The organism is Cryobacterium ruanii, assembly GCF_004404055.1.
Lineage (GTDB): Bacteria > Actinomycetota > Actinomycetes > Actinomycetales > Microbacteriaceae > Cryobacterium > Cryobacterium ruanii.
This window is the reverse complement of the sequence record NZ_SOHK01000023.1, coordinates 1-12,050: the sequence shown is the minus strand read 5'-3', so window position 1 is coordinate 12,050 and position 12,050 is coordinate 1. Positions and strand designations below refer to the sequence as shown.

The window sequence follows — 12,050 nt, the reverse complement described above, 5'->3', positions numbered from 1 at the left end:
GCTAGGTTTAACACATGGTTTTTTCGGTGGCAGTGGCGGGCGCGAGCGGGTATGCGGGCGGCGAACTGCTGCGGCTGCTCGCCGGTCACCCGCAATTCGAGGTGCGCACGGTCACCGCGCACAGCAACGCTGGGCAGCGCCTGGTCGATGTGCAACCATCGCTGCGTTCCCTCGCGCACCTGACCCTCGTCGATACGACGCCGGAGAATCTCACCGGTCACGACGTGGTTTTTGTGGCCCTGCCACACGGAAAATCCGGCGAGCTCACCGCGCACCTGCCCGCCGAGACCCTCGTCGTGGACTGCGGCGCCGACCACCGCCTTGAAAGTGCCTACGACTGGGCCGCGTTCTACGGCGGCGACCACTTCGGCGCCTGGACCTATGGCGTTCCTGAGCTGCCCACCGCGCAGGGCAAACAGCGCGAAAGAATTGTCGGCGCCCGGCGCATCGCCGCTCCCGGCTGCAACGCCAGCACGGTCGCCCTCGCCCTCGCCCCCGGCATCCACGCCGGCGTGATCGAAGCGCAGGACCTCGTCGCCGTGCTCGCCGTCGGACCGAGCGGCGCCGGTAAAAGCCTCAAACTGCCAAACCTCGCGGCCGAGATTCTCGGCTCGGCCAACCCGTATGCGGTCGGCGGCACCCACCGGCACATCCCCGAGATCGTGCAGTCGCTGCGCTGGGCCGGTAGCACCATCGATGCCACGATTTCGTTCACCCCGGTGATCGTGCCGATGGCCCGCGGCATCCTCGCCACGGCGACCGCGCGGCTGGTCCCGGGCACGAGCGCCGCCGCCGTGCGTGCCGCCTGGGAGAACGCCTACGCAGACGAACCGTTCGTGCACCTGCTGCCCGAGGGACACTTCCCGCGTACGAATGACGTGCTGGGCGCCAACACCGCGCTGATCGGACTGGCCGTCGATGAAGCAGCCGGTCGTGTCGTCACGGTCACGGCCATTGACAATCTTGTCAAGGGCACCGCCGGAGCCGCCATCCAATCCGCCAATATCGCCCTCGGCCTGACCGAAACGCTCGGTCTGACCATGAATGGAGTTGCTCCGTGAGTGTCACCCTTCCCGCCGGTTTTGCCGCTGCCGGCGTCACCGCCGGCCTGAAGAAGTCCGGCGGGCTCGACCTCGCCCTCGTGCAGAACCTTGGCCCGCTGCAGAACGCCGCCACCGTGTTCACGAGCAACCGCTGCCAGGCCAACCCGGTCATCTGGAGCACCCAGGTCATGAGCGACGGCCGTGTCAGCGCGATCGTGTTGAACTCCGGCGGCGCCAACTGCTACACCGGCAGCATCGGCTTTCAGATTACCCACGCCACTGCCGAAGCCGTCGCGACCCGCCTCAACATCTCCGCGGGCGACGTTCTGGTTTGTTCGACCGGCCTGATCGGCGAACAGCTCGACCTCGACCTCGTTACCGCGGGCGTCTTTGAAGCCACCCTCGCCATCAAAGCGGATGCCGCCACCACGCCCGCCGCCGGCCTTCTGGCCGCGCAGGCCATCATGACCACCGACACTCGTCCGAAGCAGGCGTCGCACGAGTCGCCCGCCGGCTGGAGCATCGGCGCCATGGCCAAGGGCGCCGGCATGCTCGCGCCCGGGCTCGCCACCATGCTCGTCGTCATCACGACCGACGCCGTGCTCGAGTCGGCCGAACTGGACACGGCCCTGCACGCGGCCACCCGGGTCACCTTCGACCGCCTCGACTCCGACGGCTGCATGTCGACCAACGACACCGTGAGCCTGCTGTGCTCCGGCGCGAGCGGCGTTGCCGCCGACCTGACCGAATTCACGGCGGCGCTCGTCGAAATCTGTCGCGACCTCACGCTGCAGCTGCAGGGCGACGCCGAGGGCGCCGCGCACGACGTGGCGATCACGGTCACCAACGCGGTCTCCGAAGACGAAGCCGTCACCGTGGCCCGCGCGGTCTCGCGCAGCAATTTGTTCAAGTCGGCCATCTTCGGCAACGACCCGAATTGGGGCCGCGTGCTCGCCGCCGCCGGAACCGTGCCGGTCAAGGACGCCGCCTTCGACCCCTACGGCATCGATGTTGCCATCAACGGCGTGCAGGTGTGCACCGCGGGCGAGCCGGACCAGCCGCGCGACCTTGTCGACCTCTCGGGCCGCGGCGTGACTGTGCTCATCGACCTGCACGCCGGTAGCGAAACGGCCACCCTGTGGACCAACGACCTCACCCACGACTACGTCGAAGAGAACAGCGCGTACTCGAGCTGATCATGACCGAGAAACTGAGTACCAGCGCCGACGAAACCAGCCAGGCCGAGGCATCCGTTAAAGCGGCAACGCTGATTGAAGCGCTGCCATGGCTCAAGCGTTTTCACGACCAGATCATCGTCGTGAAGTTTGGCGGCAACGCCATGGTGAGCGAAGACCTGCAGCGTGCCTTCGCCGAAGACATGGTCTACCTGCGGTACGCGGGCATCCGCCCGGTCGTCGTGCACGGCGGCGGTCCGCAGATCTCATCCATGCTGGCGCGCCTGGGTATCGAGAGCGAATTTCGTGGCGGCTACCGGGTGACTACGCCCGAGGCGATGGACGTGGTGCGCATGGTGCTCACCGGCCAGATCAATCGCGACCTGGTCAGTCACATCAACCAGCATGGCCCGCTCGCCGCCGGACTCTCCGGTGAAGACGCCGGCCTGTTCCGCGGGCGGCGCCGCGGGGTGATCATCGACGGCGAAGAGGTCGACCTCGGACTGGTCGGCGACGTCATCGGCGTCGACCCCGAAGCGGTGCTCGCGCAACTCGCGGCCGGCCGCATTCCCGTGGTCTCCTCGATCGCTCCCGATACGGATGTTCCGGGCCAGTCCCTCAACGTCAACGCCGACGCTGCTGCTGCCGCCCTCGCGATCGCGCTCGGCGCGGCGAAGCTCGTGATTCTCACCGACGTGGCCGGGCTGTACCGCGACTGGCCGAATCGGGATTCGCTCGTTTCGATCATCGACGTGGTCGAGTTGCGCGACCTGCTGCCCGAGCTGGAATCGGGCATGATCCCCAAGATGACGGCCTGTCTCGACGCCGTCGACGGCGGCGTGGCCAAGGCTGCGATCATCGATGGGCGAGTGCCGCACTCGATCCTGCTCGAAATTTTCACTGGAAGCGGCATTGGCACGGAGGTAGTACCCGCATGACTGAAGTTTCCTGGCAGAACCGGTTCGCCGACTCGATGATGCGCACCTTCAGTCCGCCGCTGGCCATGCTCGTGCGCGGGGAGGGCTGCTACGTCTGGGATGACCAGGGCACGCAATACCTCGATTTTCTCGCCGGTATCGCCGTGAATTCGCTCGGCCACGCCCACCCCGAGGTCGTGTCGGCCGTGACGAAGCAGATCGGCACGATCAGCCACGTCTCCAACTATTTCGCCACGCCGCCGCAGATTGAACTGGCCGAGCGCCTCAAGCGCATCACCGGTGCGGGCTCGGCTGGCCGCGTGTACTTCTGCAACTCCGGCGCCGAGGCCAACGAGGCCGCGTTCAAACTGGCCAGGCTCAACAACACGGGCCACCGCACCCGCATCATCTCACTGCACGACTCTTTTCACGGTCGTACGATGGGCGCGCTCGCCCTCTCCGGCAAACCGCACATGCGTGAGGCTTTCGAACCGGTGCCCGGCGGTGTCGAACACATCGACACCACGATCAAAGCGCTCGAAGCGACCATCGACAACACCGTCGCCGCCCTGTTCCTGGAGCCGGTCAAGGGCGAGGCGGGCGTCATCGACCTGCCCGAGGGTTTTTTGAAGCGCGCCCGCGAGTTGTGCACCGAGCACGGCGTGCTGCTCATCCTCGACGAAATCCAGACCGGCATCGCCCGCACAGGCGCCTGGTTCGCCTACAACCACGACGACATCCTTCCGGATGCCGTCACCATCGCCAAAGGGATGGGCGGCGGTGTCCCCATCGGTGCACTCGTCACCTTCGGTTGGGCCTCCCTGCTGTTTAGCCGCGGCCAGCACGGCTCGACCTTCGCCGGTAACCCGCTCGTCACCGCGACCGCCAACGCCGTGCTCGGCGTGATCGAACGTGACGACCTCGCCGCCAACGCCGCCCGTCGTGGCCAGCAGCTGCGCGAGATCATTCTCGCCTTTAACTCACCACTGATCGACGAGGTACGCGGACGTGGCCTGCTGCTCGGCGTCGGCCTGACCGAACCGGTTGCGCTAAAACTGGCCGCTGCCGCTTTCGCCAACGGCCTCATCGTGAACGCCGCTAACGAGACCAGTATTCGCATCGCCCCGCCGTTGATCATCGGCGACGCCGAACTCGTCGACTTCGCGGAGCGGTTCGGGCGCGCCCTGGCCAGCCTCTAGGCTGGGCGAATCCCACTTTGCGCGGGTTTTGCCGGCGCGGGGGCTATCAACGGGGAGAGCGGCATCCGCTCACCTAGTGCTCAAACGACAACCGAAAGTGACACCGTGACCCGCCATTTCCTGCGCGACGACGATATCTCCCCGGCCGAACAGGCCGAGATTCTCGATCTGGCCCTGGAGCTGAAGCGAGACCGATTCGCGGTTCGCCCGCTCGCCGGCCCGCAGACCGTGGCGGTCATTTTCGACAAGTCGTCAACCCGCACCCGGGTGTCGTTCGCGGTCGGAATCGCCGATCTCGGCGGTAGCCCGCTCATCATCAGCACCGCAAACAGCCAGTTGGGCGGCAAAGAGACCGCCTCCGACACCGCCCGTGTGCTCGAACGCCAGGTGGCCGCGATCGTCTGGCGCACCTACGGCCAGGCCGGACTCGAAGAAATGGCACTCGGCACGACCGTGCCCGTCGTCAACGCGCTCAGCGATGATTTTCACCCGTGCCAGCTGCTCGCTGACCTGCTCACCATTCGCGAACACCGAGGCGCCCTCGCCGGCCAGACCCTCGCCTTTCTCGGCGACGGAGCCTGCAACATGGGGCAGTCCTACCTGCTCGCCGGTGCGACCGCCGGGATGCACGTGCGCATCGCGTCTCCGGTCGGGTACACCCCGACCGACCAGGTGGTAGCGGATGCGACGGCCATCGCCGTGCGCACCGGCGGTTCGGTCGCGCTGTTCACCGACCCGCGTGAGGCCGTCACCGGCGTCGACGTGGTCATCACCGACACGTGGGTGTCAATGGGCAAGGAAGAAGAGAAGGCCACGCGGCTCGGCGATCTCGGCCAGTACCGGGTCGACGCTGAGCTGATGGCACAGGCCAAGCCGGGCGCGCACTTCATGCACTGCCTGCCTGCCGACCGCGGCTACGAGGTGACCGCCGACGTCATCGACGGCCCGCAGAGCATCATCTGGGACGAGGCGGAGAACCGCCTGCATGCCCAGAAGGCCCTGCTGGTCTGGCTGCTCGCGCAAAACGCGGCCTGACCGGGCCCAGCGCCGCAGCACGTAAACTTTAGACAGATCAAGATTTAGGGAGAAGCATGGCGGAACGCGTTGTACTCGCATACTCGGGTGGACTGGATACCTCGGTCGGCATCGGCTGGCTCAAGGATGCCACCGGCAAAGAGGTCGTAGCCCTCGCCGTCGACGTCGGACAGGAGGGCGAAGACATGGACGTGATCCGTCAGCGCGCCCTCGACTGCGGCGCCGTCGAATCCATCGTCATCGACGCCAAGGACGAGTTCGCGAACGACTACATCGTGCCGACGCTCAAGGCGAACGCCCTGTACCAGAAGCGCTACCCGCTCGTCTCGGCCATCAGTCGTCCGCTCATCGCCAAGTACCTCGCCTCGACTGCCAAGGAACTCGGTGCCGACAGCGTCGCCCACGGCTGCACCGGCAAGGGCAACGACCAGGTGCGGTTCGAGGCGGCCGTCGCGGCCCTCGCGCCAGACCTGACCTCGCTCGCCCCGGTGCGCGACTTCGCGCTGACCCGCGACAAAGCCATCGAGTATGCCGCCAAGCACGACCTGCCCATCGTGCAGTCCAAGAAGAGCCCATACTCGGTTGATCAGAACGTCTGGGGTCGCGCCGTTGAAACCGGATTCCTCGAAGACCCGTGGAACGCGCCGATCGAAGACCTCTACACCTACACCCAGGATCCGTCGGTCACGCGCGCCCCCACCGAGGTCGTCATCTCGTTCGAACAGGGAGTGCCCGTCGCCATTGACGGCAAGAAGGTCACCCCGCTGCAGATGATCCAGCTCATGAACCGTCTCGCCGGCGACCAGGGGGTCGGTCGCATCGACATCGTCGAGGACCGTCTCGTCGGCATCAAGAGTCGCGAGATCTACGAGGCTCCAGCCGGTATCGCTCTGATTGCCGCGCACGAAGAGCTCGAGAACATGACCGTCGAACGTGACGTCGCCCGCTACAAGCGCGGCGTCGAGAGCAAGTGGGCCGAGCTCGTCTACGACGGCCTCTGGTTCTCGGGTCTGAAGAAGAGCCTCGACGTGTTCATCGAGGACACGCAGAAGCACGTGACCGGCGACATCCGCTTGAAAATGCACGCCGGCTCCGCCGTCGTCACCGGCCGCTCCAGCACGACCAGCCTGTACGACTTCAACCTCGCCACCTACGACACCGGTGACTCCTTCGACCAGTCCATGGCCAAGGGATTCATCGAACTGTGGTCGCTGCCGAGCAAGATCGCGGCTCGCCGCGACGCCACCAGCAAGTAGGGCGGCAGCGTGTCGAGTGAGCAGAACGCGAACCGCGCCGGAAAGGCGGGCGCCCTCTGGGGCGGCCGTTTCGCCGGGGGACCCTCGCCGGAACTGGCGCGGCTGAGCAAGTCGACCCAGTTCGATTGGATGCTGGCGGAATACGACCTGCAGGGCAGCCGCGCGCATGCCAGGGCCCTCGCCGCCGCCGGGTATCTCACCGACACCGAATTGACCCAGATGGTCGGCGCGCTCGAAGAACTCGAGCGCGCCGTCGTGGCCGGCGATTTTCTGCCGGCCGAAGCCGATGAAGACGTGCACTCTGCCCTCGAACGGGGTTTGATCGACATCATCGGCGTCGAAGTGGGTGGCAAACTCCGCGCCGGCCGCAGCCGTAACGATCAGGTCGCCACGCTCGTGCGCATGTGGCTGCGCGACCACGCCGCCATCCTCGCGTCGCTCGTTATCGAACTGATTGACGCCCTCGCCGCGCAGGCGGAAGCGCACGACGACGCCATCATGCCCGGCCGCACCCACCTGCAGCACGCCCAGCCGGTGCTGCTGGCCCACCACCTGCTGGCGCACTGCTGGCCCCTCGTGCGCGACATCGACCGTTTCGCGGACTGGAACCGCAGAGCGGATGCGTCCCCCTACGGTTCCGGCGCCCTCGCCGGCAACACCCTCGGTCTCGACGCGCGCCTCGTCGCCGCAGACCTCGGCTTCGCTGCCGTGGTCGAGAACTCCATCGACGGCACGGCAAGCCGCGACCTGGTCGCTGAATTCGCCTACATCACCGCCCAAATCGGCATCGACATGTCCCGGCTGGCCGAGGAGATCATTCTCTGGAACACCCGCGAATTCGGTTTCGTCACCCTCGACGACGCCTACTCCACGGGCTCCTCGATCATGCCGCAGAAGAAGAACCCCGACATCGCCGAGCTTGCGCGCGGCAAGTCCGGTCGCATGATCGGCAATCTCACCGGGCTGCTGACCACCCTCAAGGGTCTGCCTTTGGCCTACAACCGGGACCTGCAGGAAGACAAAGAGCCGGTCCTCGACTCGATCAACACTCTGGAAGTGCTGCTGCCCGCCTTCACCGGCATGGTCGCCACCCTCACTTTTCACACCGAGCGGATGGCTGAACTCGCGCCGCAGGGATTCTCCCTCGCCACGGATGTCGCGGAGTGGCTGGTCAAACGCCACGTCTCGTTCCGTGATGCGCACGAAATCACCGGGTCCCTGGTGAAGTTCGCCGAAACGCACAATCTCGATCTGCACGAGGTCAGCGACGACGATCTCTTGGCCCTGTCCCCGCACCTCGTTGCCGAGGTGCGCGAGGTGCTCACCATTCGCGGATCGGTCGACAGCCGCGACGGCGCCGGCGGAACCGCCCCGGTGCGGGTCGCCGAGCAGCGCGCCCACCTCGTGGCCCGCGTGCGCGACCTGACGGCCGCGCTCAGCCGGTAGTGTCGCTCGCGCCGGGCGTGCTCGATCGACCCGCACTCGAGGTCGCCCCGCTGCTGCTCGGCGCGGTGCTCACCCGGGGAAGGTTCCGGGTGCCGGGAGAGGCATCCGTTTCGCCATATCGACGGCACGCGGCCAAGCGCGCACGTGCCGAAAAGATCACCTAGACCAGGGCCATCGGCACGAGCGCAGCGCAGGCGCAGGCCCAGGTGAGACTTGACAGGGTGCCGATGATAAACCGTTCGCGGGACTCGGCCGCGGCAAGCTCCGTGAACCGGCCAACGCCCTTGATGGCCACGACCACGGCGATCGCCTCGGGAAAACCGGCCAGAATCGCGCCGGCCACGGCGAGACGCTCCAGGATACCGATGGTCACCCCGCCGCGCAGCACCTCGTGGGTGTCAGCGTTGCTCACTCCGGCCATGGTGGGGGCCGGTTTGCCGGCGTTGAGCACCATAATTCCGCCGTGCTGGCCCGGCGGCACCGAGTTGTTGGTCGCGAGATCGAGGGCGAGTACCGCTGCCGGGCCACCGCCGATCACGGCGAGGGCGAGGGCGAGCATTCCGAGCACGATGCCGAAGGCGCTCGGACCGGGTCCGACCGGAACGGCGGCGAGCACGAGGGCAACGGCAAGGCCCGCCGTGGCGGCGATCGCGTACAGCTGGCGGTGCAATTTGAACGCGATTGCCGCGAAGGTGAGCGAGGCGAGCGTGACCAGGAGCAGCGCGACCCAGTATAGGAACGTGAGAATGGTGAAGGTCATGGCCTGCTTTCCGTTTCGATTTTGGCCGTTTCGTTCGTGGCAACGTTCGGGCAAACATCAAGCTGCTCCAGCAGCCTAGCCAACGCCGGTCGCGCCGCCTGCTCGACGCGGTACTGTGCTGCCTTGAGCCGCTGGCTCACTGCTCCGGTGGTGATGCCGAGCTGTGCAGCGATATCCGTCTGGGGCAGTCCGCGCTCGAACAGGTCGCCGGCCTGCCACCCCTGGGGGGTGCGCCGTTGACGCAACAGCAGAAGCATGGTGAGGAGCGCTTCGATGCCGGGGGCGGCAGCATCCGTTCGACCCGGCTCGAGCGCGAAATGGGCCTCGGTCTTCTTCGCCCGCAGCACGGCATCGCGTGCCGCGATGAACGCGTCACCGGTGGCCTGTCGGGTCGAAGCCGGCAGGGGGGTGCGCACGGTTCCCACGCCGAGCCCGATGCTCCAGTGGCCGGAACGGTGCAGGGCGAGGATCGCGTCGAGCGCCGGGCCGGCAGCCGACACCAGCAGCTGAATCTCGTCACCCGCGGTCTGGTCGGGCGGCAAGCTGAACGCGTGTTGGTTCTGCGCCACCAAGTGAGCGATCATCTCGCGCGCACGATCGTGATCATTGCGGCTGTCGATCTGGTCAGCGGTGATGACAAACATGGTGTGAGGCTCCGTCCTGCATTCAGTGTAATTGAGCCTACAGGCTAAATCAACCCAGCTTCAGTCTCTAGCCTGAATCCCTGCGGCCTGCGAGCGGATGTTGCCGGCAATTCGGCAAGACGCCCCCGGCTGGTAATCTGAACGCGTGTCAGACCCCGCCATCCTCGCCCAGCAGACCAATGATCCCTCCTTCGATTCCGTCTGGGAGGAGATCAACTGGCGCGGCCTCGTGCACGTCTCCACCGACGCGACCGAGCTCAAAGCGCTGCTCGATGGTGACCCGATCACGTACTACTGCGGATTCGACCCGACCGCGTCGAGCCTGCACCTCGGCAACCTGGTACAGCTGCTGCTGATGCGGCGCCTGCAACTGGCGGGGCATCATCCGCTCGGCCTGGTCGGCGGCTCCACCGGACTCATCGGCGACCCGCGACCCACCGCCGAGCGCACGCTGACTCCCACCGACACCGTCGCCGAATGGGTCGGTTACCTGCAGGCGCAGGTCTCGCGGTTCCTGAGCTCCGAGGGCGACAACGCCGTCACGCTCGTGAACAACTTGGACTGGACCGCGCCCTTGAGCGCCATCGACTTTTTGCGCGAAATCGGCAAGTACTACCGCGTGGGTACCATGCTCAAAAAGGATGCCGTCAGCGCTCGTCTCAATTCCGACGCCGGCATCAGCTATACCGAATTCAGCTACCAGATTCTGCAGGGCCTCGACTACCTCGAGCTGTTCCGGAGCTACGGCTGTGTGCTGCAAACCGGCGGAAGCGACCAATGGGGCAACCTCACGAGCGGAACCGACCTCATTCGTCGCGCTGAAAGCGGCACCGTGCATGCCATCGGCACCCCGCTCATCACCAACAGCGACGGCACCAAGTTCGGTAAGAGCGAGGGGAACGCGGTGTGGCTCGACCCGAACCTCACGAGCCCCTATGCCTTCTACCAGTTCTGGCTCAACACCGACGATGCCGACGTGGTCTTTCGGCTCAAGGTCTTCACGTTTCTGTCGCGCTTGGAGATTGAGGGGTTCGCCGAACTCGTCGAAAACGAACCGTTCCGCCGCGAGGCGCAGCGCCGGCTCGCCCTCGAGGTGACCAGCCTCGTGCACGGGCAAGCTGCGACGGATGCTGCCATCCACGCCGCCGAGGCCCTGTTCGGCCAAGGCGACCTCGCCGAACTTGACCCCGACACCCTCGAGGCTGCGCTGCGCGAACTGCCGAACACGACAACGGCGCCGCACGCGACCGTGCTGCAGCTACTCGTCGACACCGAGCTGTCGAAGAGCCTCGGTGATGCCCGACGTGCCGTGCAGCAGGGTGGGGTCTACCTGAACAACGAAAAGGTCACGAGTGTCGACCTGACCATCGAAGGATCTGTGTTGCCCGGGGGAGTAGCAGTGCTGCGTCGCGGCAAGAAGACGCTCGCGGGCATCTTCGTCGAATAGCTCTTGCGGTGGTGCAACGGCGGCGACAGGGTCATCAGCTCCCCGCTCAGACATAACTCGCAACTCCGCGAATAATCCTGCCGCCGCCACGGGTTTGTGGACCGGCCGGCTTCACTGAAGAACGGCCCGGTTGCAGGAGGCGCGGATGCTCGGGTGGCAAGATGTCGACGTGGAAACTCTCCGAACCCAACGCCTGCTGCTGCGCCCCTGGACCCTCGATGACACCGACTTCGTCTTCGGGCTGTACTCCCTGTGGTCTGTGCAACAACACATCGGACTGCACCCGCGGGTGATGACCGAACGCGCCGAGGCAATCGCCGTGATCAAGCGCTGGCAGGGAATGGAGCATCCCATTCATGCCATCCGGGCGGTGACGGACGCCGACACCGGTGAGATCTTCGGCAACCTGCTGCTGAAGTCCATCCCCGCGTCGAGCGCTGTCACCCCGATGGAGCCGTCGGGGGACACCGAGATCGGCTGGCACTTTCACCCGAACGCGTGGCACCAGGGCTACGCGACCGAAGCGGCATCCGCTGTGCTGGCCGAAGGCTGGAAGACCGGTCTCGATCGGGTCGTGGCCGTCACGACCCCGAACAACCGACCGTCACAGCGGGTATGCCTGCGCGTCGGCATGACACATCAGGGCCGCACCGACCAGTACTACAACTCCGTGAGCGAACTATTCGTGGCGTTCGCCCCCGAACCCTGACCGTGGTATTCCGAGCAGGGTTTAGCGGATGTCCGCCCCCGACACGCCCGGGATGCAGTGGTGAGTTGCGGGGTATCAGGATTCACCGTAATGTCATCTAAGTCACCCCACAGGTTCGGAAAAAGCCAAGTGCTTCCGGCCTCAAGCGGGACCAATCCCAAGTCAATATCGCCCGGAATTTCCGCGTGACACTGGCTTGATGAAGTTCATCGAAAGTGCGAGTGATTGCCTTTCGGCTGAACGACAAGAAATAAGAGAAGTACTCCAGTGCAATGGTCTTTGTGGCCGGCGGCTGGGTGTGTCCGATCCTTGAGAACTCAACAGCGTGCACAATGTCAAATGCCAAAAACCTCGTGGTTGTGGCCCGTTTCTAGCGGGGTGCAGCTAAGAGATTCCTTTGGAAATAATATTGAACAAGT

12 protein-coding genes are annotated in these 12,050 nt (G+C 65.7%); 10 read left to right on the top strand and 2 right to left on the bottom strand.

The genetic code is table 11. The annotated features are described in order from the left end of the window. Window positions 1-14: 14 nt before the first annotated feature. From argC to E3T47_RS16000, 8 genes are all read left to right on the top strand, one after another. Window positions 15-1,061: an N-acetyl-gamma-glutamyl-phosphate reductase gene (gene argC, locus E3T47_RS14255; RefSeq protein WP_134556719.1), complete on the top strand. Its 1,047-nt coding sequence runs from the start codon at window positions 15-17 to the stop codon at window positions 1,059-1,061. Then, on the top strand, window positions 1,058-2,239 hold the full coding sequence (gene argJ / locus E3T47_RS14250) for a bifunctional glutamate N-acetyltransferase/amino-acid acetyltransferase ArgJ (RefSeq protein WP_134556718.1): 1,182 nt from the start codon (window positions 1,058-1,060) through the stop codon (window positions 2,237-2,239). Before argC ends, argJ begins: the two co-directional genes overlap by 4 nt. 2 nt (window positions 2,240-2,241) lie before the next feature. After that, a complete protein-coding gene (gene argB / locus E3T47_RS14245) occupies window positions 2,242-3,156 on the top strand; it encodes an acetylglutamate kinase (protein ID WP_134556717.1) in 915 nt (304 codons plus the stop codon). Continuing rightward, entirely contained in the window at window positions 3,153-4,334 is a 1,182-nt protein-coding gene (locus E3T47_RS14240; protein WP_134556716.1) for an acetylornithine transaminase, read from the top strand. Before argB ends, E3T47_RS14240 begins: the two co-directional genes overlap by 4 nt. A 105-nt stretch (window positions 4,335-4,439) precedes the next feature. After that, window positions 4,440-5,369, top strand: coding sequence for an ornithine carbamoyltransferase (gene argF, locus E3T47_RS14235; RefSeq protein WP_134556715.1), 930 nt, complete (start codon window positions 4,440-4,442; stop codon window positions 5,367-5,369). Window positions 5,370-5,425: 56 nt separating this feature from the next. Next, window positions 5,426-6,625 carry an argininosuccinate synthase gene (locus E3T47_RS14230; RefSeq protein WP_134556714.1) on the top strand — a complete coding sequence of 400 codons (1,200 nt, stop codon included), beginning with the start codon at window positions 5,426-5,428 and terminating at the stop codon, window positions 6,623-6,625. Between the two features lie 9 nt (window positions 6,626-6,634). Beyond that, the gene (gene argH, locus E3T47_RS14225) at window positions 6,635-8,071 is read left to right on the top strand and encodes an argininosuccinate lyase (RefSeq protein ID WP_134556713.1); all 1,437 of its coding nucleotides are present in this window, start codon (window positions 6,635-6,637) and stop codon (window positions 8,069-8,071) included. A gap of 17 nt (window positions 8,072-8,088) precedes the next feature. Next, window positions 8,089-8,235, top strand: a complete 147-nt coding sequence (locus E3T47_RS16000; RefSeq protein ID WP_206751340.1) for a hypothetical protein — start codon at window positions 8,089-8,091, stop codon at window positions 8,233-8,235. Here E3T47_RS16000 and E3T47_RS14220 read toward each other — a convergent pair. Continuing rightward, window positions 8,232-8,831, bottom strand: coding sequence for a hypothetical protein (locus tag E3T47_RS14220; RefSeq protein WP_134556712.1), 600 nt, complete (start codon window positions 8,829-8,831; stop codon window positions 8,232-8,234). The genes E3T47_RS16000 and E3T47_RS14220 overlap by 4 nt on opposite strands. Beyond that, entirely contained in the window at window positions 8,828-9,475 is a 648-nt protein-coding gene (locus tag E3T47_RS14215) for a DNA-binding protein (RefSeq protein WP_134556711.1), read from the bottom strand. The genes E3T47_RS14220 and E3T47_RS14215 overlap by 4 nt, the downstream gene beginning before the upstream one ends. Window positions 9,476-9,620: 145 nt before the next feature. On the opposite strand from E3T47_RS14215, the gene tyrS reads away from it, so the two are divergent. Together tyrS and E3T47_RS14205 are read left to right on the top strand one after the other, a co-directional pair. Then, window positions 9,621-10,922, top strand: coding sequence for a tyrosine--tRNA ligase (gene tyrS / locus E3T47_RS14210; protein ID WP_134556710.1), 1,302 nt, complete (start codon window positions 9,621-9,623; stop codon window positions 10,920-10,922). 145 nt (window positions 10,923-11,067) lie between these two features. Continuing rightward, window positions 11,068-11,631 (top strand): GNAT family N-acetyltransferase, encoded by a 564-nt coding sequence (locus E3T47_RS14205; RefSeq protein WP_198416643.1) that lies wholly within the window; start codon window positions 11,068-11,070, stop codon window positions 11,629-11,631. Window positions 11,632-12,050: the final 419 nt, after the last annotated feature.

Coding starts and splice junctions, on each gene's coding strand:
- E3T47_RS14205 (WP_198416643.1), top strand. CDS start 11,068: ATGCTCGGGTGGCAAGATGTCGACGTGGAAACTCTCCGAACCCAACGC.
- E3T47_RS14240 (WP_134556716.1), top strand. CDS start 3,153: ATGACTGAAGTTTCCTGGCAGAACCGGTTCGCCGACTCGATGATGCGC.
- argB (WP_134556717.1), top strand. CDS start 2,242: ATGACCGAGAAACTGAGTACCAGCGCCGACGAAACCAGCCAGGCCGAG.
- E3T47_RS14220 (WP_134556712.1), bottom strand. CDS start 8,831: ATGACCTTCACCATTCTCACGTTCCTATACTGGGTCGCGCTGCTCCTG.
- E3T47_RS14230 (WP_134556714.1), top strand. CDS start 5,426: ATGGCGGAACGCGTTGTACTCGCATACTCGGGTGGACTGGATACCTCG.
- argC (WP_134556719.1), top strand. CDS start 15: ATGGTTTTTTCGGTGGCAGTGGCGGGCGCGAGCGGGTATGCGGGCGGC.
- E3T47_RS14215 (WP_134556711.1), bottom strand. CDS start 9,475: ATGTTTGTCATCACCGCTGACCAGATCGACAGCCGCAATGATCACGAT.